This is a genomic window from Streptomyces sp. NPDC048523, assembly GCF_043199815.1.
GTDB lineage: Bacteria > Actinomycetota > Actinomycetes > Streptomycetales > Streptomycetaceae > Streptomyces.
Genome location: NZ_JBICWQ010000001.1, coordinates 1,085,039 through 1,110,873, shown reverse-complemented (window position 1 = coordinate 1,110,873; position 25,835 = coordinate 1,085,039). Strand labels below are relative to the sequence as shown.

Here is a 25,835-nt window from a genome sequence, read left to right as displayed (position 1 = left end):
CAGCCTCAGTGGTGGTGCAGCAGCCATCCGCGCCAGGCCGACTCGATCATCTCGCGCACCCCTCGCCGCGCGCTCCACCCGAGCGTCTCGGCGGCCAGCGCGGCCGAGGCCACCGACACGGGCGCGTCCCCGGGGCGCCGGGGCTCCACGACCGCGGGCCGTCGGTCTCCGGTCACCTCGCCGATCACCGTGACCATCTCGCGTACGGAGACGCCCTCGCCGCGACCGATGTTGACCGTCAGGTCACCGCTCTGTCCGCCTTCCGACAGTCGCCGGGCCGCCGCGAGATGCGCCTCGGCGAGGTCGGACACATGGATGTAGTCACGGACGCAGGTGCCGTCCGGCGTCGGATAGTCGTCGCCGAAGATCCGCGGGGCCTCGTCGCGGGTGAGGCGGTCGAAGACCATGGGCACGATGTTGAAGACACCGGTGTCCGCGAGCTCCGGCGCCGCGGCGCCGGCGACGTTGAAATAGCGCAGGCAGACCGTGGAGATCCCGTGTGCCTGTCCGGCCGCCCGCACCAGCCACTCCCCGGCGAGTTTCGTCTCGCCGTAGGGGTTCACGGGGGCGCACGGCGTCTCCTCCGTGATCAGTTCCGCCGCGGGGTTGCCGTAGACGGCCGCCGAGGAGGAGAAGAGGAAGCGCTCGATCCCCGCCTCCGCGACCGCCTCCAGGAGGGTCGCGAGACCGCCGACGTTCTCCTGGTAGTAGCGGGTCGGCTGCGCCACCGACTCGGCGACCTGCTTGCGCGCCGCGAGATGCACCACACCCGTCACCGCGTGCTCGGCCAGCACCCGCTTCAGCAGGCCGCCGTCCAGCGAGGAGCCCCGCACCAGCGGCACGTCGGCGGGCAGCCGCGCGGGTACCCCCGCCGACAGGTCGTCCAGGACGAGCACCCGCTCCCCGGCCCCCGTCATGGCCCCCGCCACATGCGCCCCTATGTACCCGGCACCGCCGGTGATCAGCCACGTCATGGTCGCCCACCCTATGCCGAGGCACCCGGACCCACGCGATGTCCTGGATGTCCGCTCTGTGGAGCGCGGTTTGTGGGCGGGGGCCCACATCACCGATGATGATCGCGGCAAAGGCCGGGGGAGACGGTGTTGATCGGCCCGTGAACGGGCGGTGAACGCGGCCTTCTTGGCATCCGATAGCCTCTGCCGACATGCCGCCCGCCTGGTCCAGCCAAGGGGCGCCCCCATCGTGCACATGACCGGCGCCCGCGCGTCGGCACCCAGGGAGTGAGTTCGGTTGTCGACCGCCATCCTCACCGGTCAGCCGGTCCCCGGATCGTCGATCGAGGGTGATCTGCGGTCCCTCGGCTTCGACGTGCGGGTCGCCGCGGACGCCGCCGACGCCGAGCGGCTGATCGCCGAGACGCCCTGCGACCAGCGCGTCGCCCTCGTCGACACCCGGTTCGTCGGCCACGTACACGCGCTGCGCCTGGGCCTCACCGACCCCCGCTTCCCCCTCGCCGCGCTGCCCGGCGCCGTCACCGCACAGCCCGACGGACGCGTGACCCTCACCCGGGCACTGGCCCGCGAGAACTCCGCGGGCGGCGGCACGGCAGTCGCCGTGGACAGCCTCCCCGACCGCATCGTCACCGCGCTGGCCGATGACGGCGCCGAGGTGTACCGCCCCGAGCTCGGCAGTCTGGTCGCCACCGTCCCCGCCGACCCGCAGGCCCGCAACGAGGCACGGCAGGCCGTCGCGGACGTCGACGACGAGGCCGTACGCCTGAAGTCCGCCGTGAAGTCCCGCGACGGGTTCTTCACCACCCACTTCATCAGCCCCTACTCCCGCTACCTCGCCCGCTGGTGCGCCCGTCGCGGCCTGACCCCGAACCAGGTCACCACGGCCTCCCTGATCACCGCGCTGATCGCGGCGGCCTGCGCGGCCACCGGCACCCGGGGCGGCTTCGTCGCCGCGGGCGTCCTGCTCATCGCGTCCTTCGTCCTGGACTGCACCGACGGCCAGCTCGCCCGTTACTCCCTGCAGTACTCCACCCTCGGCGCCTGGCTCGACGCCACCTTCGACCGCGCCAAGGAGTACGCCTACTACGCCGGCCTCGCCCTCGGCGCGGCCCGTGGCGGCGACGACGTCTGGGCCCTGGCGCTCGGCGCGATGATCCTGCAGACCTGCCGGCACGTCGTCGACTTCTCCTTCAACGAGGCGAACCACGACGCGACCGCCAACACCAGCCCCACGGCGGCCCTTTCGGACAAGCTCGACAGCGTCGGCTGGACGGTGTGGGTCCGGCGGATGATCGTCCTGCCCATCGGGGAGCGCTGGGCGATGATCGCGGTGCTCACCGCGGTCACGACTCCGCGGATCACCTTCTACGCCCTTCTCGTCGGGTGCGCCTTCGCGGCGACGTACACGACGGCGGGCCGGGTGCTGCGGTCGCTGACCCGCAAGGCACGGCGGACGGACCGGGCGGCGCAGGCGCTGGCGGACCTCACGGACTCGGGCCCGCTCGCGCAGGCCATCGCGGGGCTCCTCAAGGCTCCCGCGCGCCGCCTGCCCGGTTTCGCCGCCCCTGCTCTGGCCCTGCTCGGCGGTCTCGTCCTCGTCGGTCTCGCCTGGCAGCCCGGCTTCGGCGGACCGCTGACAGTGGTCGGAGCGGTGATCTACGCGGTCACCTCGGCCCTGGCCGTGGCCCGCCCCCTCAAGGGCGCCCTCGACTGGCTGGTCCCGCCCTTCTTCCGCGCCGCGGAGTACGGCATCGTCCTGCTGCTCGCGGCCGAAGCGGACGTGAACGGGGCCCTTCCTGCGGCTTTCGGCCTGGTGGCCGCCGTCGCCTACCATCACTACGACACGGTGTACCGCATCCGCGGCAACGCCGGAGCGCCCCCGGCCTGGCTGGTGCGTGCCGTCGGGGGGCAGGAGGGGCGGACACTTCTCGTCGCCGTTCTGGCCGCGGCGCTCACCGCCTCGCAGTTCACGGTCGCGCTCACGGCCCTGGCCGTGGCCGTGGCCCTGCTGGTGCTCGTCGAGAGCATCCGCTTCTGGGTGTCCGCTGGGGCGCCCGCCGTACACGATGAAGGAGAACCCGCATGATCGGCCTCGTGCTGGCGGCCGGCGCCGGACGCCGTCTGCGCCCCTACACCGACAGCCTTCCCAAGGCTCTGGTGCCGGTGGGGCCTGCGGGCATAGAGGGCGAACCCACGGTCCTGGACCTCACCCTCGGCAACTTCGCCGAGATCGGTCTGACCGAGGTCGCGGTCATCGTCGGCTACCGCAAGGAGGCCGTGTACGAGCGCAAGGCGGCGCTGGAGGCGAAGTACGGCCTCAATCTCACCCTCATCGACAACGACAAGGCCGAGGAGTGGAACAACGCCTACTCCCTGTGGTGCGGCCGTGACGCCCTCGAGGACGGCGTGATCCTCGCCAACGGCGACACCGTGCACCCGGTCTCCGTCGAGAAGACGCTGCTCGCCGCCCGCGGCGAGGGCAAGCGGATCATCCTCGCCCTGGACACCGTGAAGTCCCTCGCGGACGAGGAGATGAAGGTCGTCGTCGACCCCGAGAAGGGCATGACGAAGATCACCAAGCTGATGGACCCGGCCGAGGCCACCGGCGAGTACATCGGTGTCACCCTCATCGAGGGCGCCGCCGCCCCCGAACTGGCCGACGCCCTGAAGACCGTCTGGGAGACCGACCCCCAGCAGTTCTACGAGCACGGCTATCAGGAGCTCGTGAACCGCGGCTTCCGCATCGACGTCGCGCCGATCGGCGACGTCCCGTGGGTGGAGATCGACAACCACGACGACCTCGCCCGTGGACGGGAGATCGCGTGCCGCTATTGACCAGGCTGATCCCCGCACCGGTCGTCGTGGACATCCGCCCGGGTGCCCTCGACGACCTGGCCGGTGTGCTCGCCGACGAGCGCATCTCGCACTCCGGCAAGCTGGCCGTCGCCGTCAGCAACGGCTCCGGCGCCAAGCTGAAGGAACGGCTCGCTCCCGCCCTGCCCGGCGCCACCTGGTACGAGGTCGGCGGCGGCACCCTCGACGACGCGATCCGGCTGGCCGGCGAGATGAAGGCCGGCCACTACGACGCGGTCGTCGGACTCGGCGGCGGCAAGATCATCGACTGCGCCAAGTTCGCCGCGGCGCGCGTCGGGCTGCCCCTGGTCGCCGTACCGACGAACCTCGCGCACGACGGCCTGTGCTCGCCCGTCGCGACCCTCGACAACGACGCGGGCCGCGGCTCCTACGGTGTGCCCAACCCGATAGCGGCCGTCATCGACCTGGACGTCATCCGTGAGGCCCCGGTGCGCTTCGTGCGCGCGGGTATCGGCGACGCGATCTCCAACATCAACGCGATCGCCGACTGGGAGCTCGCGAGCCGCGTCAAGGGTGAGAAGATCGACGGACTCGCGGCCGCCATGGCCCGCCAGGCCGGCGAGGCAGTGCTCCGGCATCCCGGCGGGGTCGGCGACAACAACTTCCTCCAGGTGCTCGCCGAGGCACTGGTCCTCACCGGGGTCGCGATGTCGATCTCGGGCGACTCACGGCCCGCGTCCGGCTCGTGCCACGAGATCAACCACGCGTTCGACCTGCTCTACCCCAAGCGCGCCGCCGCCCACGGCGAGCAGTGCGGCCTGGGCGCGGCCTTCGCGATGTACCTGCGCGGAGCCCACGAGGAATCGGCGTACATGGCCGAGGTACTGCGCCGGCACGGACTTCCGGTACTGCCGGAGGAGATCGGCTTCACGCCCGCGGAGTTCGTGCGCGCCGTGGAGTTCGCTCCGCAGACCCGCCCCGGCCGCTACACCATCCTCGAACACCTCGACCTCAAGACCGACCAGATCAAGGACATCTACGCCGACTATGTCAAGGCCATCGGTAGCTGAACTCCGTCCGGTCGTCCACCCCGCAGGGGTCAAGGACCGGCGCAGCGGTGAGCACTGGATGGGACGCCTCTACATGCGTGAGGTGTCCCTGCGGGTGGACCGCTACCTGGTGAACACCAGGGTCACGCCCAACCAGCTCACGTACCTGATGACCGTCTTCGGTGTCCTGGCGGCCCCGGCCCTCCTGGTGCCGGGGATCCCGGGGGCCGTGCTCGGTGTGGTGTGCGTCCAGATGTATCTGCTGCTCGACTGCGTCGACGGCGAGATCGCGCGCTGGAAGAAGCAGTACTCGCTCAACGGCGTGTACCTGGACCGCGTGGGCGCGTACCTGACCGACGCGGCCGTGCTCGTCGGCTTCGGTCTGCGCGCCGCCGACCTGTTCGGCAGCGGCCGTATCGACTGGCTGTGGGCCTTCCTCGGCACGCTGGCCGCCCTCGGCGCCATCCTGATCAAGGCCGAGACCGACCTGGTCGGTGTCGCCCGCCACCAGACCGGGAAGCCGCCGGTCCAGGAGGCGGCCGCCGAGATGCGCTCCTCCGGCATGGCACTGGCCCGCCGGGCCGCCGCCGCGTTCAAGTTCCACCGGCTGATCCTCGGCATCGAGGCGTCCCTGCTGATCCTGGTCCTCGCGATCGTGGACCAGATGCGCGGCGACCTGTTCTTCTCCCGGCTCGGCGTCGCCGTGATGGCCGGCATCGCGCTGCTCCAGACGCTGCTGCACCTCGTGTCCATCCTCGCCTCCAGCAGGCTGAAGTGAGTACGGGCATGAAGGTCGGCGCGGTCATCATCACCATGGGCAACCGCCCCGAGGAGCTGCGTGCCCTGCTCGACTCGGTCGCCAAGCAGGACGGCGACCCGGTCGAGGTGGTCGTCGTCGGCAACGGCTCGCCCGTCCCGGACGTCCCCGCCGGCGTGCGGACCGTCGAGCTGCCCGAGAACCTCGGCATCCCCGGCGGCCGCAACGTCGGCATCGAGGCCTTCGGCCCCAGCGGCCGCGACGTCGACATATTGCTCTTCCTGGACGACGACGGTCTCCTCCCGAACCACGACACCGCCGAACTGTGCCGCGAGGCGTTCACCAAGGACCCCGGGCTCGGCATCGTCAGCTTCCGCATCGCCGACCCCGATACCGGGGTCACCCAGCGCCGGCACGTGCCCCGGCTGCGGGCCGCCGACCCGATGCGCTCCTCCCGGGTGACCACCTTCCTCGGTGGCGCCAACGCCGTCCGCACCCAGGTCTTCGCCGAAGTCGGCGGCCTCCCGGACGAGTTCTTCTACGCCCACGAGGAAACCGACCTTGCATGGCGGGCCCTCGACGCGGGCTGGATGATCGACTACCGGTCCGACATGGTGCTGTACCACCCGACGACCGCGCCCTCGCGGCACGCGGTCTACCACCGCATGGTCGCCCGCAACCGCGTCTGGCTCGCCCGCCGCAACCTGCCCGCGCTGCTCGTCCCGGTCTACCTCGGTGTCTGGATGCTGCTCACCCTGGTGCGCCGCCCCTCACGGCCCGCTCTGAAGGCCTGGTTCGGCGGCTTCCGGGAGGGCTGGAGCACGCCGTGCGGACCGCGCAGGCCGATGAAGTGGCGTACCGTCTGGCGACTGACCCGACTGGGCCGGCCCCCGGTCATCTGACAAGCTCGTTCCCGAGAGCGGCAGGGCCGCACCCCGGCCCGCGCTCCCGCCCTGTCCGCACAGGCGCGCATCCCGAAGCATCCCGAAGAGGAAAGCTATCCATCAGTGAGTGAGACAACGCACGACGGCACGGTCGCGGTGAGCGCGCCCGCGTCGCCCGACGAGGGCCTCACGGCGGCACAGCTCGCCGACCGGTACGGCCTGACCGTGAGCGGCGCCAGGCCCTCACTCGTCGAGTACGTCCGCCAGCTCTGGGACCGGCGCCACTTCATCCTCGCGTTCTCGCGGGCGAAGCTGACCGCCCAGTACAGCCAGGCCAAGCTCGGCCAGCTGTGGCAGGTGGCGACGCCGCTGCTGAACGCGGCCGTGTACTTCTTCATCTTCGGCGTCATCCTGAACGCCAGCCGGGGCATGCCGAAGGACGTCTACATCCCGTTCCTGGTCACGGGTGTCTTCGTGTTCACCTTCACGCAGAGCTCCGTGATGGCGGGCGTACGCGCCATCTCCGGCAACCTCGGCCTGGTCCGCGCCCTGCACTTCCCGCGGGCGTCCCTGCCGATCTCCTTCGCGCTCCAGCAGCTCCAGCAGCTGCTGTTCTCGATGGTCGTGCTGTTCGCCGTGGCGATCGGCTTCGGCCACTACCCGGACCTGTCCTGGGCGCTCATCGTGCCGGTGCTGATCCTCCAGTTCCTCTTCAACAGCGGCCTGGCGCTGATCATGGCCCGCGCGGGTGCCAAGACCCCCGACCTGGCGCAGCTCATGCCGTTCGTGATGCGTACCTGGATGTACGCGTCCGGCGTGATGTTCTCCATCCCGATCATGCTGGCCGACAAGCCGCAGTGGGTCGCCACGGTGCTCCAGTGGAACCCGGCGGCCATCTACATGGACCTGATGCGCTTCGCCCTGATCGACGAGTACGGCGCCGAGAACCTGCCCGACCACGTCTGGGCGGCCGCGGGCGGCTGGGCGGCGCTCTTCGCGCTGGGTGGCTTCGTGTACTTCTGGAAGGCGGAGGAAAGGTACGGCCGTGGCTGAGGACACCAGGGACGAGCAGATCCCCACCGTGATCGCGGACGAGCTGCACATCGTCTACCGCGTCAACGGCGCCAAGGCCGGCAAGGGCAGCGCGACCGCCGCGCTGAGCCGCATCCTCAAGCGCGGTGAGGAGCGGGGCGTGCGCAAGGTGCACGCCGTCAAGGGTGTCTCCTTCGTCGCCTACAAGGGCGAGGCGGTCGGCCTGATCGGTTCCAACGGCTCCGGCAAGTCGACGCTGCTGCGCGCCATCGCCGGCCTGCTGCCCGCCGAGAGCGGCCGCGTCTACACCCACGGTCAGCCGTCCCTGCTCGGCGTCAACGCCGCCCTGATGAACGACTTGACGGGCGAGCGCAACGTCATTCTGGGCGGCCTCGCCATGGGGATGACCCGGGAGCAGATCAAGGAGCGCTACCAGGAGATCGTCGACTTCTCCGGCATCAACGAGAAGGGCGACTTCATCACCCTTCCGATGCGCACCTATTCCTCCGGCATGGCGGCCCGTCTGCGCTTCTCCATCGCCGCCGCCAAGGACCACGACGTCCTCATGATCGACGAGGCCCTGGCCACCGGTGACCGCAAGTTCCAGAAGCGTTCCGAGGAACGCATCCGGGAACTGCGCAAGGAGGCCGGCACGGTGTTTCTCGTCAGTCACAACAACAAGTCGATCCGTGACACCTGCAACCGCGTCCTGTGGCTGGAGCGCGGGGAACTTCGCATGGACGGCCCGACCGACGAGGTCATCAAGGAGTACGAGAAGTTCACGGGCAAGTAGTCCACTCCGCCCCGGACGAACGTGACCGCTCCGCTCGACCTGGCCCCGCCGGAACTGTTTCGGCGGGGCCACACGTCTGCAAAGGAAGCGTCAACTTCGGCGCCCCTTAGGAATCTTGAGGCCAATCGGTGTGTTGTTGTGATGTGCAGGACACCCCGACGATCCTTGCCGCGTTGTACAACGTAAGCTGTACCGGTGCCCAATCGCGGCAAGTGGGGCGATAATGCGCGACACCCGATCACGGGGACGCCGCGCGGACGGCCGGGCGGCGTGTCCGAAATAGTGTGCATTGGGTCGGCGGTGTAGAACGGGAGATGTGACGGCGATGGCTACGGAAACTCCCCAGCTCAACGCAGCACGTGCCGTCCCCGCCGCGGGCAGGCAGCGATGACGGAGACCGGCACGACGCGCCCCGGAGTGACGGAGCGCGGAACGCTCGACAAGGCCGCGGCGGAGAACTTCCCCGTGGCTCCGTTCTTCCTGCCCAAGGACTGGCGCACCGACCTCATGGCGGTCTACGGCTTCGCGCGCCTCGTCGACGACATCGGCGACGGCGACCTGGCCCCCGGCGACGCCGACGCCGCCCTGCTCGGCGTGTCCCCCGCGGAGGCCGGGGACCGGCTGGTCCTGCTGGACGCCTTCGAGGCCGACCTGCACCGCGTCTTCTCCGGAGCCCCCCGCCACCCCTTGCTGCGCCGCCTCCAGCCCACGGTCCGCCGTCGCTCCCTCACCCCCGAGCCCTTCCTCGGCCTGATCGCCGCCAACCGCCAGGACCAGCTCGTCACCCGCTACGAGACCTACGACGACCTGCTCGCCTACTGCGAGCTGTCCGCCAACCCCGTCGGCCGTCTCGTGCTCGCCGTCACCGGCACCTCGACCCCGGAGCGGATCCGTCTCTCGGACGCGATCTGCACGGCCCTCCAGATCGTCGAACACCTCCAGGACGTCGCCGAGGACCTCGGCCGCGACCGGATCTATCTGCCCGCCGTGGACATGAAGCGCTTTCACGTCCAGGAGGCGGACCTCGCCACGAAAACCGCGGGCGCATCGGTGCGCGCTCTGGTTGCATACGAGGCACAACGCGCCCGTGAACTCCTGAATGAAGGCGCCCCCCTGGTGGGTAGCGTCCACGGCAGACTGAAGCTGCTGCTCGCAGGGTTCGTGGCGGGAGGAAGGGCGGCGCTCCGCGCGATTGCCGCCGCCCAGTACGACGTACTTCCCGGCCCGCCCAAGCCCGGCAAGCTCCAACTGCTGCGCGAGGTGGGCGTCGCTCTGCGAGGAGAGGGGTGATCCGGACCGTGGAGTCACCGTCGCACGTGTCCGCACCGGTACTCGCCGCCTACAGCTACTGCGAGACCGTGACCGGACAGCAGGCCCGTAACTTCGCGTACGGCATCAGGCTGCTGCCGACGTCCAAGCGGCGTGCGATGTCGGCGCTCTACGCGTTCTCGCGGCGCGTCGACGACATCGGCGACGGCGCCCTGGCGGAAGGAGTCAAGGCCGCGAGACTCGAGGACACCCGGGCGATGCTGACCCGGGTGCGGGAGGGCTCGGTCGGCGAGGACGACACCGATCCGGTGGCCGTCGCCCTCGCCCACGCCGCCGAGACCTTCCCGATCCCGCTGGGCGGCCTGGACGAACTGATCGACGGCGTCCTGATGGACGTACGCGGCGAGACCTACGAGACCTGGGACGACCTGAAGGTGTACTGCCGCTGTGTGGCCGGCGCCATCGGCCGGCTCTCGCTCGGTGTGTTCGGCACCGAACCCGGGGCGCGCGCCGCCGAGCGCGCGCCGGAGTATGCCGACACGCTCGGTCTCGCGCTCCAGCTCACCAACATCCTCAGGGACGTCCGTGAGGACGCCGAGGGCGGGCGCGTCTATCTGCCTGCCGACGACCTCGCGAAGTTCGGTTGCTCGGCCGGCTTCAAGGGGCCGAAACCACCGGAGGGCGCCGACTTCGCGGGCCTCGTCCACTTCGAAGTGCGACGGGCCCGCGCCCTTTTCGCCGAGGGCTACCGGCTGCTGCCCATGCTCGACCGGCGCAGCGGTGCCTGTGTCGCCGCCATGGCCGGCATCTACCGCCGACTGCTCGACCGCATCGAGCGCGATCCCGAGGCGGTGCTGCGCGGCCGGGTCTCACTGCCCGGACGCGAGAAGGCGTACGTCGCCGTCCGCGGCCTGTCCGGCCTGGACGCCCGGCATGTGACGCGGCGGACGGTCAGGAGGCGCGCCTGATGGGTGAGGTGGACAATTCGGTCCAAGGTGATGCCGCCGGAGAAAAACGGCACGCAACCCTCCGCTCGAGGACGGCGTCCCTGACTGCAACGGCCGGCCGTGCACCGTTCAAGCACCACGGCGTCCGGGCAGGGGAGGATGTGCGATGACCGACGGACAGCGGTCCGGACGGGATGCCGTCGTGATCGGCGGTGGGCTCGCCGGTATCACCGCCGCGCTCGCGCTCGCCGACGCCGGAGTGCGCGTCACCCTGCTCGAAGGCAGGCCACGCCTGGGCGGACTCGCCTTCTCCTTCCAGCGCGGCGAACTGACCGTCGACAACGGACAGCATGTCTACCTGCGCTGCTGCACCGCCTACCGCTGGTTCCTCGACCGCATCGAGGGGACGGCGCTGGCGCCGCTGCAGCATCGTCTCGACGTGCCCGTACTCGACGTGGCCCGGCCCGCGGGCCGACGGCTCGGCAGACTGCGACGCGACGCGCTGCCGGTGCCCCTGCATCTGGGACGCAGCCTCGCGACCTATCCGCATCTCTCGCTCGCCGAGCGGGCCAGGGTGGGGCGTGCCGCGCTCGCGCTCAAGGGGCTCGACCTCGCCGATCCGAGCCTGGACGCACAGGACTTCGGCAGCTGGCTGACCGCGCACGGTCAGTCGGCGCGTGCCGTCGAGGCCCTGTGGGACCTGGTCGGGGTCGCCACCCTCAACGCGGTCGCGGGCGACGCCTCGCTGGGGCTCGCCGCGATGGTGTTCAAGACCGGTCTGCTGTCCGACCCGGGCGCGGCCGACATCGGCTGGGCGCACGTCCCGCTGGGTGAACTGCATGACCGGCTCGCCCGCAAGGCGCTCGACTCCGCGGGCGTGCGTACCGAGGTCCGTACACGCGTCACCTCCATCTCTACTGACGAGAACGGCACTTGGAGCGTTCAGGTTCCCGGGGAGACGCTCCGGGCCGACGCGGTCGTGCTCGCCGTCGCCCAGGGCGAGGCGTGTGACCTGCTGCCGGAGGGGGCGCTCGACGCCCCGGAAAATCTTCGGGAGATCGGCACCGCGCCGATCCTCAACGTCCATGTCGTCTACGACCGCAAGGTCCTCGACAAGCCGTTCTTCGCGGCCCTCGGCACCCCGGTGCAGTGGGTCTTCGACCGCACCGACGCCTCCGGGCTGCGCGAGGGCCAGTACCTCGCCCTGTCCCAGTCGGCCGCGCACGACGAGATCGACGAGCCGGTGGCCGTACTGCGCGAGCGGTATCTGCCCGAGCTGGAGCGGCTGCTGCCGCTCGCGCACGGCGCCGAGGTGAAGGACTTCTTCGTGACCCGGGAGCGCACGGCGACGTTCGCCCCGGCCCCCGGCGTCGGACGGCTGCGGCCCGGCGCCCGTACGAAAGCCCCCGGCCTCTACCTGGCCGGCGCGTGGACCGCCACAGGGTGGCCCGCGACCATGGAGAGTGCGGTCCGCAGTGGTGTGAGTGCGGCGGACGCCGCCCTCGCCGCCCTGGGCCGGCCCCGCCCCGCCCGTCTCTTCGAGTTCGAGGAGGCCGCGTGATGCTCGACCAGCACGGCGTATCCGGCCCCAGCACCTCCGGTACCGCAACAAGAGGAGAGACTGTGCCCACTGTGCCCCCGGCCGAGACGACCGCTGCGAGGAACGCGGTGGACGTGACCGCGCTCCTGGAGCGCGGCCGGACCCTGGCCACTCCGGTGCTGAAGGCGGCCGTCGACCGTCTCGCATCTCCGATGGACACCGTTTCCGCCTACCACTTCGGCTGGATCGACGCCCAGGGCAACCCCGCCGACGGCGACGGCGGCAAGGCCGTGCGCCCCGCCCTCGCCGTCCTCTCCGCCGAGGTCACCGGCGCCCCGCCGGAGACCGGCATCCCCGGCGCGGTCGCCGTCGAACTGGTCCACAACTTCTCCCTGCTGCACGACGACCTGATGGACGGCGACGAGCAGCGCCGCCACCGCGACACCGTCTGGAAGGTGCACGGCCCCGCGCAGGCCATCCTGGTCGGCGACGCACTGTTCGCCCTGGCCAACGAGGTGCTGCTGGAGCTCGGCACCGTCGAGGCCGGCCGCGCCACCCGCCGGCTGACCACCGCCACCCGCGCCCTGATCGACGGCCAGGCCCAGGACATCTCCTACGAGCACCGCGACCGCGTCAGCGTCGAGGAGTGCCTGGAGATGGAGGGCAACAAGACCGGCGCCCTGCTCGCCTGCGCCAGCTCCATCGGCGCCGTGCTCGGCGGCGCGGACGACCGCACTGCCGACACCCTGGAGAAGTACGGCTACCACCTCGGCCTCGCCTTCCAGGCCGTCGACGACCTCCTCGGCATCTGGGGCGACCCGGTCTCCACCGGCAAGCAGACCTGGAGCGACCTGCGCCAGCGCAAGAAGTCACTGCCGGTCGTGGCCGCGCTCGCGGCGGGCGGTGCCGCCTCCGAGCGGCTCGGCGAGATCCTCGCCGCCGACGCCAAGAGCAGCGACTTCGAGAACTTCTCCGAGGAGGAGTTCGCGGCCCGCGCCGCCCTCATCGAGGAGGCGGGCGGCCGCGAGTGGACGGCCGCGGAGGCCCGCCGTCAGCACACCATCGCCATCGAAGCCCTGAACGCCGTCGACATGCCGGACCGGGTCCGGGACCGGTTCACTGCGCTCGCCGACTTCGTCGTCGTACGAAAGAGATGATCACTATCGGTCGAATAGCCCTCGCGTAGTCGCCGGCCGGTGCTGCGAGGAAAGGAAAGGCACCGGCCGACGGCGGACCCACAGCAGAGCACCACATTGCACACTGCACGAAGGGGAAGCCATGACAGCGACGACCGACGGAAGCACCGGGGCCCTGCCGCCCCGCGCTGCCGCGGCCAGCGAAACCCACCTCGACATTCCCGTCGCGGCCGGGATACAAGAAGCCGCCGTGCGTGCCGTCCAGCGCGCCACCGACCACCTGCTCGCCCGGCAGGACGCCGAGGGCTGGTGGAAGGGCGACCTCGAGACCAACGTCACGATGGACGCCGAGGACCTGCTGCTCCGTCAGTTCCTCGGTATCCGCGACGAGTCGACCACCCGCGCCGCCGCCCAGTTCATCCGCGGTGAGCAGCGCGAGGACGGCACCTGGGCGAGCTTCTACGGCGGGCCCGGCGAACTGTCCACCACCATCGAGGCGTACGTCGCCCTCCGCATGGACGGCGACGCCCCGGACGCCCCGCACATGGCGAGGGCCTCCGCCTGGATCCGCGCCCAGGGCGGTATCGCCGCCGCCCGGGTGTTCACCCGGATCTGGCTCGCCCTGTTCGGCTGGTGGAAGTGGGAGGACCTGCCCGAACTCCCGCCGGAGCTCATCTACTTCCCCAAGTGGTTCCCCCTCAACATCTACGACTTCGGCTGCTGGGCCCGCCAGACCATCGTCCCGCTGACGATCGTCTCCGCGAAGCGCCCGGTCCGGCCCGCGCCCTTCCCACTCGACGAGCTGCACATCGACCCGGCCGACCCGAACCCGGCCAAGCCCCTCGCCCCGGTGGCCAGTTGGGATGGCGCCTTCCAGCGTCTGGACAAGGCGCTGCACCAGCTGCGCAAGGTCGCCCCGCGCAGACTCCGCAGAGCCGCCATGAACAGCGCGGCCCGCTGGATCATCGAGCGGCAGGAGAACGACGGCTGCTGGGGCGGCATCCAGCCCCCGGCCGTCTACTCGGTGATCGCCCTGCACCTGCTCGGCTACGACCTGGAACACCCGGTCATGCGGGCCGGGCTGGAGTCCCTGGACCGGTTCGCCATCTGGCGCGAGGACGGATCCCGGATGATCGAGGCCTGCCAGTCGCCGGTCTGGGACACCTGCCTCGCCACCATCGCGCTCGTCGACGCCGGCGTGCCGGCCGACCATCCGCAGCTCGTCAGGGCCGCGGACTGGATGCTCGGCGAGGAGATCGTGCGGCCCGGGGACTGGTCGGTCAAGCGGCCCCAACTCCCCCCGGGAGGCTGGGCCTTCGAGTTCCACAACGACAACTACCCCGACATCGACGACACCGCCGAGGTCGTCCTCGCCCTGCGCCGGGTCAGACACCACGACCCCGAGCGGGTGGAGAAGGCCATCGGGCGCGGGGTGCGCTGGAACCTCGGGATGCAGTCGAAGAACGGTGGCTGGGGCGCCTTCGACGTCGACAACACCAGCCCCTTCCCCAACCGGCTGCCGTTCTGCGACTTCGGCGAGGTCATCGACCCGCCGTCCGCCGACGTCACCGCCCACGTGGTGGAGATGCTCGCGATCGAGGGCCTCTCCCACGACCCGCGCACCCGGCGCGGCATCGAGTGGCTGCTGGCCGAACAGGAGCCGGACGGCTCGTGGTTCGGGCGCTGGGGCGTCAACTACATCTACGGCACCGGGTCGGTGGTGCCCGCGCTGACGGCGGCCGGACTGCCCGTCTCGCACCCGGCGATCCGGCGGGCGGTGGCCTGGCTGGAGAAGGTGCAGAACGACGACGGCGGCTGGGGCGAGGACCTGCGCTCCTACAAGTACGTCAAGGAGTGGAGCGGCCGCGGCGCCTCCACCGCCTCGCAGACGGCCTGGGCCCTGATGGCGCTGCTGGCCGCGGGGGAGCGGGACTCCAAGGCCGTCGAGCGGGGCATCGAGTGGCTCGCGAGCACCCAGCGCGAGGACGGCTCCTGGGACGAGCCCTACTTCACCGGCACCGGCTTCCCCTGGGACTTCTCCATCAACTACCACCTCTATCGGCAGGTCTTCCCGCTCACCGCCCTGGGCCGTTACGTCCACGGAGAACCGTTCTCCCGGACCGAGGCCCTCTGATGACCACCCAGCCCGCCACCGCCCCGCTGCTGATCGCCTGCGCCCTCGGCATCGAGCACCTCGCCCTGCGCACCGGGGACCGCGGCGGGGCCGGCGGGCCGGTCACCCTGCTCCGGACGGGCATGGGCCCCAAGGCGGCACAGCGGTCCGTCACCCGGCGCCTGGCCGACCCCGCCCTCGCCGGGGCCGCCGTACTGGCCACCGGGTTCTGTGCGGGCCTCGCCCCCGGGATGCACCCCGGCGACCTGGTCGTCGCCGAGGAGACCCGGGATCCGGACGGAACCGTTCCGTGTCTGGAGACCGACCTGCTCGTCAAGGAGCTCGTACGGGCCCTGCCGGGACGTACCGTGCACACCGGACCTCTCACCGGCTCCGATCACATCGTCCGTGGTCACGAGCGGTCGCAGCTGCTCGCGACCGGCGCGATCGCGGTTGACATGGAGTCCGCGGCCACACTTCTGAGCGCCGTGCGCACGGGCGAGCGCCCGGTTGCGGCCGTCCGGGTGGTCGTGGACGCTCCACAACATGAACTCGTCCGGATCGGCACGGTACGCGGTGGAATATCAGCCTTCCGCGTTCTTCGTTCCGTCCTTCCCGCTTTTTACGAATGGCACCGTTCCTTGCTGCTCCCCAGGAGGTGAGCCAGATGGCCATGCCGCTGCGCCAGTCCATCAAGGTCGCTACATACTTGGCCGAACAAAAGCTCCGCAAGCGGGAGAAGTTCCCGCTGATCGTGGAGCTGGAACCTCTCTTCGCATGCAACCTGAAGTGCGAGGGCTGCGGCAAGATCCAGCATCCGGCGGGTGTGCTGAAGCAGCGCATGCCGGTGGCGCAGGCCGTCGGAGCGGTGCTGGAATCCGGTGCGCCGATGGTGTCCATCGCCGGCGGTGAGCCGCTGATGCATCCTCAGATCGACGAGATCGTGCGGCAGTTGGTGGCGAAGAAGAAGTACGTCTTCCTCTGCACCAACGCCATGCTGCTGCGCAAGAAGATGGACAAGTTCACGCCCTCGCCGTACTTCGCCTTCGCGGTGCACATCGACGGGCTGCGCGAGCGGCACGACGAGTCGGTGGCCAAGGAGGGTGTGTTCGACGAGGCGGTGGAGGCGATCAAGGAGGCCAAGAAGCGCGGCTTCCGGGTCACCACCAACTCGACCTTCTTCAACACCGACACCCCGCAGACCATCATCGAGGTACTGAACTTCCTCAACGACGACCTCAAGGTCGACGAGATGATGATCTCGCCCGCCTACGCCTACGAGAAGGCGCCCGACCAGGAGCACTTCCTGGGCGTGGAGCAGACCCGTGAGCTGTTCAAGAAGGCCTTCGCGGGCGGCAACCGCAAGAAGTGGCGGCTCAACCACTCCCCGCTCTTCCTGGACTTCCTGGAGGGCAAGGTCGACTTCCCGTGCACGGCCTGGGCCATCCCGAACTACTCCCTGTTCGGCTGGCAGCGGCCCTGCTACCTGATGAGCGACGGATACGTGCCGACGTACCGCGAACTCATCGAGGAGACCGACTGGGACAAGTACGGCCGCGGCAAGGACCCGCGCTGCGCCAACTGCATGGCGCACTGCGGCTACGAGCCGACCGCCGTCCTCGCCACCATGGGCTCGCTCAAGGAATCGCTGCGCGCCATGCGCGAGACGGTCTCCGGAAACCGCGAGTAGTGCCATGACCGCCATCTCCTTGGGCGTCCCCGAGGTACCGGTCCGGCCGATCGCCGAGCGGCGTGTGTCGCGGCAGATCATGGTCGGGCCGGTGGCGGTCGGGGGCGGGGCCCCGGTGTCGGTGCAGTCGATGACGACGACCCGTACGTCCGACATCGGCGCCACCCTCCAGCAGATCGCCGAACTCACCGCGTCCGGCTGCCAGATCGTCCGCGTCGCCTGTCCCACGCAGGACGACGCGGACGCCCTCGCGACCATCGCCCGCAAGTCGCAGATTCCGGTGATCGCGGACATCCACTTCCAGCCCAAGTACGTGTTCGCGGCGATCGAGGCAGGCTGCGCGGCCGTACGCGTCAATCCCGGCAACATCAAGCAGTTCGACGACAAGGTCAAGGAGATCGCGCGGGCCGCCAAGGACCACGGCACGCCGATCCGGATCGGGGTCAACGCCGGATCGCTGGACCGCCGGCTGCTCCAGAAGTACGGGAAGGCGACTCCGGAGGCGCTGGTCGAATCGGCGTTGTGGGAAGCCTCGTTGTTCGAGGAGCACGGCTTCCGGGACATCAAGATCTCCGTCAAGCACAACGACCCCGTGGTGATGGTGGCCGCCTACCAGCAGCTCGCCGAGCAGTGCGACTACCCGCTGCACCTGGGGGTCACGGAGGCCGGTCCGGCCTTCCAGGGGACGATCAAGTCGGCGGTGGCCTTCGGGGCGCTGCTGTCCAGGGGGATCGGCGACACCATCCGGGTGTCCCTGTCCGCGCCGCCCGCCGAGGAGGTCAAGGTCGGCATCCAGATCCTGGAGTCGCTCGGGCTCAGGCAGCGGCGCCTGGAGATCGTCTCGTGCCCGTCCTGCGGGCGCGCGCAGGTGGACGTGTACAAGCTGGCCGACGAGGTCACGGCCGGTCTGGAAGGAATGGAAGTGCCTTTGCGGGTCGCGGTGATGGGGTGTGTGGTCAACGGTCCCGGTGAGGCGCGGGAGGCCGACCTGGGGGTCGCCTCCGGCAACGGCAAGGGGCAGATCTTCGTCAAGGGCGAGGTCGTCAAGACCGTCCCGGAGTCGAAGATCGTGGAGACCCTCATCGAGGAGGCGATGAAGATCGCCGAACAGATGGAACAGGACGGCGTCGCGTCGGGGGAGCCGGCCGTCACCGTGAGTTGAACAGCACGGACCGAAGGGGGCCCGAGCGTGACCATGCTGGAGAACATCCGGGGACCACGCGACCTGAAGGCGCTGTCCGAATCGGACCTCGGTGAACTGGCCGAGGAAATCAGGGAGTTCCTGGTGCACGCGGTCGCCAGGACCGGCGGACACCTCGGGCCCAACCTGGGGGTGGTGGAACTGACCATCGCGCTCCACCGGGTCTTCGAGTCGCCGGTCGACCGCATCGTGTGGGACACCGGCCATCAGAGCTATGTGCACAAGATCCTGACGGGGCGTCAGGACTTCTCCAAGCTGCGCGGCAAGGGCGGCCTGTCCGGCTACCCCTCGCGCGAGGAGTCCGAGCACGACATCGTCGAGAACAGCCACGCCTCCACCGCGCTCGGCTGGGCCGACGGACTTGCCAAGGCCCGTCAGGTCCAGGGCGAGAAGGGTCATGTCGTCGCGGTCATAGGCGACGGCGCCCTGACCGGCGGCATGGCCTGGGAGGCGCTGAACAACATCGCGGCCGCCAAGGACCGGCCGCTGATCATCGTCGTCAACGACAACGAGCGGTCGTACTCGCCGACCATCGGCGGCCTCGCCAACCACCTGGCCACCCTGCGCACGACCGACGGCTACGAGAAGGTGCTGGCCTGGGGGAAGGACGTACTCCTGAAGACGCCCCTGGTCGGCAACACAGTGTACGAATCGCTGCACGGCGCGAAGAAGGGCTTCAAGGACGCCTTCGCGCCGCAGGGCATGTTCGAGGACCTCGGGCTGAAGTACGTCGGTCCCATCGACGGACATGACATCGGGGCCGTCGAGTCCGCTCTGCGCCGCGCCAAGCGCTTCCACGGGCCGGTGCTGATCCACTGCCTCACCGAGAAGGGGCGCGGATACGAGCCCGCCCTCGCTCATGAGGAGGACCACTTCCACACCGTCGGTGTGATGGACCCCCTCACCTGCGAGCCGCTCGCCCCGTCCAACGGGCCTTCCTGGACCTCGGTGTTCGGCGACGAGATCGTGGCGATCGGGGAGGAGCGCGAGGACGTCGTGGCGATCACGGCCGCCATGCTGCATCCCGTGGGGCTCGGGAAGTTCGCGGCGCGTTTCCCGGACCGGGTGTGGGACGTCGGTATCGCCGAGCAGCACGCGGCGGTCTCCGCGGCCGGTCTCGCGACGGGGGGCCTGCACCCGGTCGTCGCCGTGTACGCCACCTTCCTGAACCGGGCCTTCGACCAGCTCCTGATGGACGTCGCCCTGCACCGGTGCGGGGTCACGTTCGTCCTCGACCGCGCCGGGGTCACGGGCGTCGACGGGGCCTCGCACAACGGCATGTGGGACATGTCGATCCTCCAGGTCGTGCCCGGACTGCGGATCGCCGCTCCCCGCGACGCCGACCAGCTGCGGGCGCAGCTGCGGGAGGCGGTCGCCGTGGACGACGCGCCGACCCTGGTGCGGTTCCCGAAGGAGTCGGTGGGACCCGTGGTCCCGGCTGTGGACCACGTGGGCGGCATGGACGTACTCCACCGCGGGGAGCGGCCCGAGGTGCTTCTCGTCGCCGTCGGCGTGATGGCGCCCGTCTGCCTCCAGGCCGCCGACCTGCTGGAAGCGCGGGGCATCACCTGCACGGTCGTGGACCCGCGTTGGGTCAAGCCCGTCGACCCGGCGCTGCCGGGCCTCGCGGCAGAACACCGGCTGGTGGCCGTGGTCGAGGACAACAGCCGGGCCGCCGGGGTGGGAGCGGCGGTCGCGCTGGCGCTCGGTGACGCCGACGTCGACGTGCCCGTACGGCGGTTCGGGATCCCGGAACAGTTCCTCGCGCACGCCAAACGGGGCGAGGTACTCGCCGACATCGGCCTGACGCCGGTCGAGGTGGCGGGACGGATCAGCGCGAGCCTGGCCGTGAAGGCACAGGCCGACGTCAAGGAGAAGGCTGAATGAGCACGGAGTTCGACCTCGGCAGACTCCTGGCCGAGCGCGGAGCCGAACGCTACGAGCTGCACACCAGGTACCTGAACCACCAGCTCCCGCGCATGCTGCACACCATCGGCTTCGACAAGGTCTACGAGCGCGGCGAGGGTGCCTACTTCTGGGACGCGGACGGCAACGACTACCTGGACATGCTCGCCGGGTTCGGCGTGATGGGCCTGGGACGCCACCACCCCGTCGTCCGGAAGGCACTGCACGACGTCCTCGACGCCCGGCTCGCCGACCTCACCCGCTTCGACTGCCAGCCACTGCCCGGGCTGCTGGCGGAGAAGCTGCTCACCCACAGCCCGCACCTGGACCGGGTGTTCTTCGGCAACAGCGGCACCGAGGCGGTCGAGACCGCGCTGAAGTTCGCCCGGTACGCGACCGGGAAGCCCCGTGTCCTGTACTGCGACCACGCCTTCCACGGGCTGACCACGGGCTCGCTGTCGGTCAACGGCGAGGACGGCTTCCGGGACGGGTTCGCGCCCCTGCTGCCCGACACCGCCGTACCCCTCGGCGATCTCGACGCCCTGGCAGGGGAGTTGAAGAAGGGCGATGTCGCCGCCCTGGTCGTCGAGCCGATCCAGGGCAAGGGGGTGCACGAGGCGCCGCCCGGCTATCTGCGCGCCGCGCAGGAACTGCTGCGCCGGCACAAGGCGCTGCTCATCGCCGACGAGGTGCAGACCGGGCTCGGCCGGACCGGGGACTTCTACGCCTACCAGCACGAGGACGGGGTCGAGCCCGACCTGGTGTGCGTGGCCAAGGCGCTCTCCGGTGGCTATGTCCCGGTCGGCGCCACCCTCGGCAAGGACTGGATCTTCAAGAAGGTCTACTCGTCGATGGACCGGGTGCTGGTGCACTCGGCGAGCTTCGGCTCCAACGCCCAGGCGATGGCGGCCGGGCTCGCCGTCCTGTCGGTCATGGAGAACGAGCAGATCGTCGCGAACGCCCGCGCCACCGGTGACCTGCTCAGGTCCCGGCTCGCGGCCCTGGTCGACAAGTACGAACTGCTTGCCGATGTGCGAGGCCGGGGCCTGATGATCGGCATCGAGTTCGGCAGACCGAAGTCGCTGAAGCTGCGCAGCCGCTGGACCATGCTCCAGGCCGCCCGCAAGGGCCTCTTCGCGCAGATGGTGGTCGTCCCCCTCCTCCAGCGGCACCGGATCCTCACCCAGGTCTCCGGCGACCACCTGGAGGTCATCAAGCTCATCCCGCCGCTCGTCGTCGGGGAGAAGGAAGTGGACCGGTTCGTCGACGCCTTCACGGACGTCATGGACGACGCGCACAGCGGCGGCGGGCTGATGTGGGACTTCGGCAGGACGCTGGTGAAGCAGGCGGTGGCCCACCGGTAACGGCCCGCTCGGACGGTCTTTGCCTCTGAGGCAAGAAATTTGCCGCAGAGGCAAGGCTCCGGCTCAATGGAGGCATGACCTCCTCGGAAGCCTTCAGGGAGCTGCCCTCGGTGGCTCCCCAGCTTCGCGCGCTGCGCCGTCGGGCCTCCCTCACCCTGGAGGCCGCGGCCGGTGCCGCGGGCCTGTCGCCCGCCCATCTCTCCCGGCTGGAGACCGGACAGCGCCAGCCTTCGCTGCCGATGCTGCTCGCGCTGGCCCGTATCTACGGTACGACCGTCTCGGAACTGCTCGGCGAGACGGCCGCCGACCGGGACGCCGTGGTGCGCGCCGCCGACATGGAACCGACCGTGGCGGGCGGCTGGACCTACGTCCAGGCGGGTGCGGCCGGCCGCGGGATGCAGGCCCTGCGCGTGCGGGTGCCACACGGCTCCCAGGGCGACATCGTGCGCGTGCACCCCGGCGAGGAATGGCTGTACGTCCTCAAGGGGCGGCTCAGGCTCCGTCTCGCGGACACCACGCACCGGCTCGGCCCGGGCGACAGCGCGCACTTCGACTCGCTGACCCCGCACCGCATCGCCGCCGAGGACCCCGACGGCGTCGAGCTCCTGTTCGTCCACACCCTGCTGCAGAGTCCCACGGCCACGCTGTGCCTGGGCCCCACCCCCGGAGAGACGCCATGAGCGACATGGAAGAGAAGTTCCCCCGCGCCCTGTGGGTGCGCCTCATCATCTATCTCGCGGTCGGCCACATCTTCGCGGCCTTCGTCTTCCTGCTCTTCGAGGTGGGAGCCGGGCAGTAGCGGCCCTACGCGCAGCTCAGTCGAGCAGACGCTCCCGCAGCCGCTCACGGATCTCGGGGGTCAGGCCGAGGCCCTTTTCCAGATACGCCTCGACGCCGCCCCACGTCTCCTCGATGGTCGCGAAGGCCGCCGTCAGATACTCGGCGCGTGCCTCGAACAAGGGGCTGAGCAGCTCCATGACCTCGGGGGAGTAGGCGTCGGCGGAGGTGCTGGTGCGCCGCACCTTGTAGCGGCGGTGCTTGGCGTTCGACTCCAGGTAGTCGGCGATGATCGCCTCACGCTCCACGCCCAGGGCGAGCAGGGTCACGGCGACGGCCAGACCCGCGCGGTCCTTGCCGGCCGCGCAGTGCATGAGGGCGGGCACGCTGTCCTCGGCGAGGGAGTGCAGCACCTGGGAGTGCTGGGCGGTGCGCTCCTTGATCATCGTGCGGTAGGAGTTGGTCATGCGCTCCGCGGCCTTGCCGTCACCGAGGAGCTCACGCAGCTGCTCTATGTCGCCGTCGCGGACCATCTTCCAGAACGAGGTGCCCTCCGCGGGGTCGCTCAGCGGCAGGTTCACATTGGTGACGCCCGGCAGGTCGACGTCGGGGCCCTCCAGCTTCTGGTCCGCCGCGTTGCGGAAGTCGAAGATCGTGTGCAGGCCGAGCGAGGACAGGAAGGCCGCGTCGTCCTCCGTCGCGTGCGCGAGATGGCCGCTGCGGAACAGCACCCCGTACCGCACCCGCCGCCCGTCCGCCGTCGGCAGCCCGCCCACGTCGCGGAAGTTGCGCACACCTGCCAGCTCGGGTTCGGTCGACGGGATCTGCTGCGTCACGGGGGGTCCTCCCAGCCAGGTTCCGCCGGCGCGGCTCGCCGGCGGAGGCACGCTCTCGACGATACGACATGGATTCCTGGGGCAATGAGTTGTCCACAGGGCCGGCAACGACTTGTCCACAGCCGTTGCCACCAGGGCCGGTGCCCGCTGATGATGTTGGTGCCTGAGTGCACCTGTTGGCACCTGTTCGAATCTGTGAGGAAGCGCCATGCTGGAGATCGCCGAGAACGGCCGTACGTGGATTCTGTCCGGGCCGGCCAGCAGTTACGCCCTGCACCTCACCGCCGAGGACGAGCTGCTGCACCTGCACTGGGGTCCGAGGATCACCCGGGCCGACGCCGAAGCCCTCGCCGTCCGTCCGCTGCCCGAGTACTGGCCCTTCGAGTCCCCGCTCGACGGACGCGAGGAGTACCCCGTCGAGGGCGGCCCCCGCTTCACCCGCCCCGCCCTGTCCGTGCGCACCGACGAGCGGCGCGGCACCGAGTGGAGCTTCGAGGCGTACGACACCGAGGGCGACGAGCTGCGGCTGCGGTTCCGCGACGGCGGTCTGGCCATCACGCTGCACTACCGGATGCGTGACGACGTCCTGGAGCGCTGGGTGATCCTGGACAACCAGGGGCAGGACCCGGTCGAGCTGCTGCGCGCCGACTCCGCCACCTGGACCCTGCCGGACCGCGAGGACGGCTGGCGGCTGTCCCAGCTGCACGGCCGCTGGGCCGCCGAGTCCCTGCTCACCCGGACCCCCCTCACCTACGGCGAGAAGGTCATCGGCAGCCGCCGCGGCCACACCGGGCACCAGCACCTGCCGTGGGTCGCCCTCGACACCGAAGCCACCGAGGAGCACGGCGAGGTCTACGGCGTCGCCCTCGGCTGGTCGGGGTCCTGGCGGATCGCCGTGGCGCAACTGCCCGACGCGCGCGTGCAGATCACCGGCGGCGCCGGATACGACGACTCGGGTCTGCTCCTGCTGGCGGCCGGGGAGTCCTTCACGACGCCCGTCTTCGCCGGACTCTGGAGCGACGGCGGCTTCGGCGGCGCGAGCCGCACCTGGCACGCCTACCAGCGGGCCCACGTCATCCCGCACGCGGACCAGGACCGACCCGTACTGTTCAACTCCTGGGAGGCCACGAACTTCGACATCTCCGAGGAGCAGCAGCGCACCCTGGCGCGACGGGCCGCGGCGATGGGCGTAGAGCTGTTCGTGGTCGACGACGGCTGGTTCGGTGCCCGCACCAGCGACCGGGCCGGGCTCGGCGACTGGACGCCCAACCCCGACCGCTTCCCCGCCGGCCTCAAGCCGCTCGCCGACTACGTGCGCACGCTCGGCATGCAGTTCGGCATCTGGGTCGAGCCGGAGATGGTCAACCCGGACAGCGAGCTGTACCGCGCCCACCCGGACTGGGTGCAGTACCAACCGGGACGGAAGCGGACGGAGCTCCGCAACCAGCTCGTACTGAACCTCGCGCGCGAGGACGTCCAGGAGTACCTGTGGGAGCGGCTCGACGCTCTCCTCTCCTCGGCCCCGATCGACTATGTGAAGTGGGACTTCAACCGCTGCTTCACGGACGCGGGCTGGCCCGGTGAGTCCTACCCGCAGCGCCTGTGGGTGGACCATGTGCGCGGCTTCTACGCCCTCTTGGACCGGTTGCGGGAGGCCCACCCGGGCGTGGCCTTCGAGTCCTGCTCGGGGGGTGGCGGCCGGATCGACCTCGGGGTGCTCAGCCGCACCGACCAGGTGTGGACCTCGGACAACACCGACCCGCTCGACCGGCTCGCCATCCAGCACGGCTTCAGCCAGATCCATCCCGCGCGTGTGATGGCCGCGTGGGTGACCGACAGTCCCAACACCCAGCTCAACGACCGGGTGAGCTCGCTGCGGTTCCGGTTCGTCAGCGCGATGGCCGGGGTTCTGGGGGTCGGCGGGGACCTCGCGGAGTGGACCGAGGAGGAGCTCGCCGAAGCCGCTCGGTGGGTGGGTCTCTACAAGGAGATCCGGCCGGTGGTGCAGCGCGGCGACCTGTACCGGCTGCGGCCTCCGCAGGGCGGGCTGAGCGCGGTGCAGTACGTCCTCGGGGACGAGGCCGTCGTCCTCGCCTGGCTGCAGGCGCAGAAGTACGGTGAGCCCGCGCCCTCGCTGCGGCTGCGCGGGCTCGACCCGACAGCGTCGTACGAATGCCTCGAAACGGGCGAAGTACACCGAGGGGGCGTATTGCTTCATCACGGACTCCGTACCGGTGTGCGCGGTGACCTCGATGCGACGGTTATCCGACTGCGTCGCATCTAGGGCTTGTGCCCGAATTGGCAGGTTCTCTCCCAACTCCTTTCGGCTTGAGGGTTCCTGTGAATTCGTGACGTGAGCAGCGTCATATTCGTGACGGTGTGTCGCCCGTCATGTTCACGTAATTCGCAGGTTTCTCAAGGGGATTCGGGTCGGGTGAAGGGCGTCCGATTCACGCAGGGTGACCGGTAATTCTCATACGGGATCAACAGGAACGCAGGCACAGGGAACCCTTCACTTGTCCCTTTGCGTCTTGCTCGCTTACGTTCACCCCCGATCCGGTCGGACGCCCAATCCTGCCGCCGAGCGGATTCCCCACACTCACCCACCCGTGCAAGGCAGGAGCGGGGGACCCACAGGTAGAACCGCCTGTTCCGGTCTCCGGAACGGCTTGGGGTTAAGGCGCGTCCAGGCGCGTCCGGGCATCTCCAGCCCGCACCCGACAGCTCACCTCGCAGGCGCCGGAGAGGAATTCG

General features: G+C 70.2%; 23 protein-coding genes and 1 riboswitch. Of the genes, 21 read left to right on the top strand and 2 right to left on the bottom strand.

The annotated features are described in order from the left end of the window. Nucleotides 1-5: 5 nt before the first annotated feature. Nucleotides 6-974 (bottom strand): UDP-glucose 4-epimerase GalE, encoded by a 969-nt coding sequence (gene galE / locus ACGFWE_RS05075; protein ID WP_352380729.1) that lies wholly within the window; start codon nucleotides 972-974, stop codon nucleotides 6-8. A gap of 277 nt (nucleotides 975-1,251) precedes the next feature. Here galE and ACGFWE_RS05070 point away from each other — a divergent pair, with 277 nt between their 5' ends. The 20 genes from ACGFWE_RS05070 to ACGFWE_RS04975 all read left to right on the top strand — a co-directional run bounded on the left by ACGFWE_RS05070 (nucleotide 1,252) and on the right by ACGFWE_RS04975 (nucleotide 22,267). Continuing rightward, the gene (locus ACGFWE_RS05070) at nucleotides 1,252-3,060 is read left to right on the top strand and encodes a DUF5941 domain-containing protein (RefSeq protein ID WP_393597936.1); all 1,809 of its coding nucleotides are present in this window, start codon (nucleotides 1,252-1,254) and stop codon (nucleotides 3,058-3,060) included. Beyond that, on the top strand, nucleotides 3,057-3,809 hold the full coding sequence (locus tag ACGFWE_RS05065; protein ID WP_393597934.1) for a sugar phosphate nucleotidyltransferase: 753 nt from the start codon (nucleotides 3,057-3,059) through the stop codon (nucleotides 3,807-3,809). Before ACGFWE_RS05070 ends, ACGFWE_RS05065 begins: the two co-directional genes overlap by 4 nt. Beyond that, complete coding sequence (locus ACGFWE_RS05060; protein WP_352380723.1) at nucleotides 3,797-4,858, top strand: iron-containing alcohol dehydrogenase family protein; 1,062 nt, start codon at nucleotides 3,797-3,799, stop codon at nucleotides 4,856-4,858. Before ACGFWE_RS05065 ends, ACGFWE_RS05060 begins: the two co-directional genes overlap by 13 nt. Beyond that, nucleotides 4,836-5,615, top strand: a complete 780-nt coding sequence (locus ACGFWE_RS05055; protein ID WP_352380721.1) for a CDP-alcohol phosphatidyltransferase family protein — start codon at nucleotides 4,836-4,838, stop codon at nucleotides 5,613-5,615. Before ACGFWE_RS05060 ends, ACGFWE_RS05055 begins: the two co-directional genes overlap by 23 nt. Further along, nucleotides 5,612-6,496: a glycosyltransferase gene (locus ACGFWE_RS05050; protein WP_352380719.1), complete on the top strand. Its 885-nt coding sequence runs from the start codon at nucleotides 5,612-5,614 to the stop codon at nucleotides 6,494-6,496. The genes ACGFWE_RS05055 and ACGFWE_RS05050 overlap by 4 nt, the downstream gene beginning before the upstream one ends. A 105-nt stretch (nucleotides 6,497-6,601) precedes the next feature. Further along, nucleotides 6,602-7,531, top strand: coding sequence for an ABC transporter permease (locus ACGFWE_RS05045; protein ID WP_352380717.1), 930 nt, complete (start codon nucleotides 6,602-6,604; stop codon nucleotides 7,529-7,531). Further along, entirely contained in the window at nucleotides 7,524-8,303 is a 780-nt protein-coding gene (locus ACGFWE_RS05040; protein ID WP_352380715.1) for an ABC transporter ATP-binding protein, read from the top strand. Before ACGFWE_RS05045 ends, ACGFWE_RS05040 begins: the two co-directional genes overlap by 8 nt. A gap of 387 nt (nucleotides 8,304-8,690) precedes the next feature. Further along, on the top strand, nucleotides 8,691-9,593 hold the full coding sequence (gene hpnC / locus ACGFWE_RS05035; protein ID WP_393597930.1) for a squalene synthase HpnC: 903 nt from the start codon (nucleotides 8,691-8,693) through the stop codon (nucleotides 9,591-9,593). Beyond that, nucleotides 9,590-10,540: a presqualene diphosphate synthase HpnD gene (gene hpnD / locus ACGFWE_RS05030; protein WP_393597928.1), complete on the top strand. Its 951-nt coding sequence runs from the start codon at nucleotides 9,590-9,592 to the stop codon at nucleotides 10,538-10,540. The genes hpnC and hpnD overlap by 4 nt, the downstream gene beginning before the upstream one ends. Continuing rightward, the gene (locus ACGFWE_RS05025; RefSeq protein WP_352380709.1) at nucleotides 10,540-10,689 is read left to right on the top strand and encodes a DUF6380 family protein; all 150 of its coding nucleotides are present in this window, start codon (nucleotides 10,540-10,542) and stop codon (nucleotides 10,687-10,689) included. Before hpnD ends, ACGFWE_RS05025 begins: the two co-directional genes overlap by 1 nt. Continuing rightward, a complete protein-coding gene (hpnE, locus tag ACGFWE_RS05020) occupies nucleotides 10,686-12,080 on the top strand; it encodes a hydroxysqualene dehydroxylase HpnE (RefSeq protein ID WP_393597926.1) in 1,395 nt (464 codons plus the stop codon). Before ACGFWE_RS05025 ends, hpnE begins: the two co-directional genes overlap by 4 nt. Before the next feature lie 71 nt (nucleotides 12,081-12,151). Beyond that, a complete protein-coding gene (locus tag ACGFWE_RS05015) occupies nucleotides 12,152-13,216 on the top strand; it encodes a polyprenyl synthetase family protein (RefSeq protein WP_352382487.1) in 1,065 nt (354 codons plus the stop codon). Nucleotides 13,217-13,337: 121 nt separating this feature from the next. Beyond that, nucleotides 13,338-15,329, top strand: a complete 1,992-nt coding sequence (gene shc / locus ACGFWE_RS05010; protein WP_352380706.1) for a squalene--hopene cyclase — start codon at nucleotides 13,338-13,340, stop codon at nucleotides 15,327-15,329. Continuing rightward, nucleotides 15,329-15,970 carry a 1-hydroxy-2-methyl-2-butenyl 4-diphosphate reductase gene (locus ACGFWE_RS05005; protein ID WP_352380704.1) on the top strand — a complete coding sequence of 214 codons (642 nt, stop codon included), beginning with the start codon at nucleotides 15,329-15,331 and terminating at the stop codon, nucleotides 15,968-15,970. Before shc ends, ACGFWE_RS05005 begins: the two co-directional genes overlap by 1 nt. A 5-nt stretch (nucleotides 15,971-15,975) precedes the next feature. Then, complete coding sequence (hpnH, locus tag ACGFWE_RS05000) at nucleotides 15,976-16,998, top strand: adenosyl-hopene transferase HpnH (RefSeq protein ID WP_352380702.1); 1,023 nt, start codon at nucleotides 15,976-15,978, stop codon at nucleotides 16,996-16,998. A 4-nt stretch (nucleotides 16,999-17,002) separates the two neighbouring features. Then, complete coding sequence (gene ispG, locus ACGFWE_RS04995) at nucleotides 17,003-18,160, top strand: flavodoxin-dependent (E)-4-hydroxy-3-methylbut-2-enyl-diphosphate synthase (RefSeq protein ID WP_352380700.1); 1,158 nt, start codon at nucleotides 17,003-17,005, stop codon at nucleotides 18,158-18,160. A gap of 27 nt (nucleotides 18,161-18,187) precedes the next feature. Beyond that, a complete protein-coding gene (dxs, locus tag ACGFWE_RS04990; protein ID WP_393597922.1) occupies nucleotides 18,188-20,086 on the top strand; it encodes a 1-deoxy-D-xylulose-5-phosphate synthase in 1,899 nt (632 codons plus the stop codon). Beyond that, nucleotides 20,083-21,468, top strand: coding sequence for an aspartate aminotransferase family protein (locus tag ACGFWE_RS04985; protein ID WP_393597920.1), 1,386 nt, complete (start codon nucleotides 20,083-20,085; stop codon nucleotides 21,466-21,468). Before dxs ends, ACGFWE_RS04985 begins: the two co-directional genes overlap by 4 nt. 74 nt (nucleotides 21,469-21,542) lie before the next feature. After that, a complete protein-coding gene (locus tag ACGFWE_RS04980; protein ID WP_352380695.1) occupies nucleotides 21,543-22,148 on the top strand; it encodes an XRE family transcriptional regulator in 606 nt (201 codons plus the stop codon). Then, the gene (locus ACGFWE_RS04975; RefSeq protein ID WP_352380693.1) at nucleotides 22,145-22,267 is read left to right on the top strand and encodes a DUF6126 family protein; all 123 of its coding nucleotides are present in this window, start codon (nucleotides 22,145-22,147) and stop codon (nucleotides 22,265-22,267) included. The genes ACGFWE_RS04980 and ACGFWE_RS04975 overlap by 4 nt, the downstream gene beginning before the upstream one ends. A gap of 16 nt (nucleotides 22,268-22,283) precedes the next feature. Here ACGFWE_RS04975 and ACGFWE_RS04970 read toward each other — a convergent pair whose 3' ends face one another. Beyond that, nucleotides 22,284-23,081: a tyrosine-protein phosphatase gene (locus ACGFWE_RS04970; RefSeq protein ID WP_393597917.1), complete on the bottom strand. Its 798-nt coding sequence runs from the start codon at nucleotides 23,079-23,081 to the stop codon at nucleotides 22,284-22,286. Between the two features lie 208 nt (nucleotides 23,082-23,289). On the opposite strand from ACGFWE_RS04970, the gene ACGFWE_RS04965 reads away from it, so the two are divergent. Continuing rightward, nucleotides 23,290-25,365, top strand: a complete 2,076-nt coding sequence (locus ACGFWE_RS04965) for an alpha-galactosidase (RefSeq protein WP_352380689.1) — start codon at nucleotides 23,290-23,292, stop codon at nucleotides 25,363-25,365. A gap of 306 nt (nucleotides 25,366-25,671) precedes the next feature. Further along, a riboswitch (cyclic di-AMP (ydaO/yuaA leader) is annotated at nucleotides 25,672-25,833 on the top strand. Nucleotides 25,834-25,835: the final 2 nt, after the last annotated feature.

Bases quoted from the DNA above. Each gene is read 5' to 3' on its own strand.
- galE (WP_352380729.1), bottom strand. From the start codon at position 974: ATGACGTGGCTGATCACCGGCGGTGCCGGGTACATAGGGGCGCATGTG.
- ACGFWE_RS05065 (WP_393597934.1), top strand. From the start codon at position 3,057: ATGATCGGCCTCGTGCTGGCGGCCGGCGCCGGACGCCGTCTGCGCCCC.
- ACGFWE_RS05055 (WP_352380721.1), top strand. From the start codon at position 4,836: ATGTCAAGGCCATCGGTAGCTGAACTCCGTCCGGTCGTCCACCCCGCA.
- hpnC (WP_393597930.1), top strand. From the start codon at position 8,691: ATGACGGAGACCGGCACGACGCGCCCCGGAGTGACGGAGCGCGGAACG.
- ACGFWE_RS05025 (WP_352380709.1), top strand. From the start codon at position 10,540: ATGGGTGAGGTGGACAATTCGGTCCAAGGTGATGCCGCCGGAGAAAAA.
- hpnE (WP_393597926.1), top strand. From the start codon at position 10,686: ATGACCGACGGACAGCGGTCCGGACGGGATGCCGTCGTGATCGGCGGT.
- shc (WP_352380706.1), top strand. From the start codon at position 13,338: ATGACAGCGACGACCGACGGAAGCACCGGGGCCCTGCCGCCCCGCGCT.
- ACGFWE_RS05005 (WP_352380704.1), top strand. From the start codon at position 15,329: ATGACCACCCAGCCCGCCACCGCCCCGCTGCTGATCGCCTGCGCCCTC.
- hpnH (WP_352380702.1), top strand. From the start codon at position 15,976: ATGGCCATGCCGCTGCGCCAGTCCATCAAGGTCGCTACATACTTGGCC.
- ispG (WP_352380700.1), top strand. From the start codon at position 17,003: ATGACCGCCATCTCCTTGGGCGTCCCCGAGGTACCGGTCCGGCCGATC.
- ACGFWE_RS04985 (WP_393597920.1), top strand. From the start codon at position 20,083: ATGAGCACGGAGTTCGACCTCGGCAGACTCCTGGCCGAGCGCGGAGCC.
- ACGFWE_RS04980 (WP_352380695.1), top strand. From the start codon at position 21,543: ATGACCTCCTCGGAAGCCTTCAGGGAGCTGCCCTCGGTGGCTCCCCAG.
- ACGFWE_RS04975 (WP_352380693.1), top strand. From the start codon at position 22,145: ATGAGCGACATGGAAGAGAAGTTCCCCCGCGCCCTGTGGGTGCGCCTC.
- ACGFWE_RS04965 (WP_352380689.1), top strand. From the start codon at position 23,290: ATGCTGGAGATCGCCGAGAACGGCCGTACGTGGATTCTGTCCGGGCCG.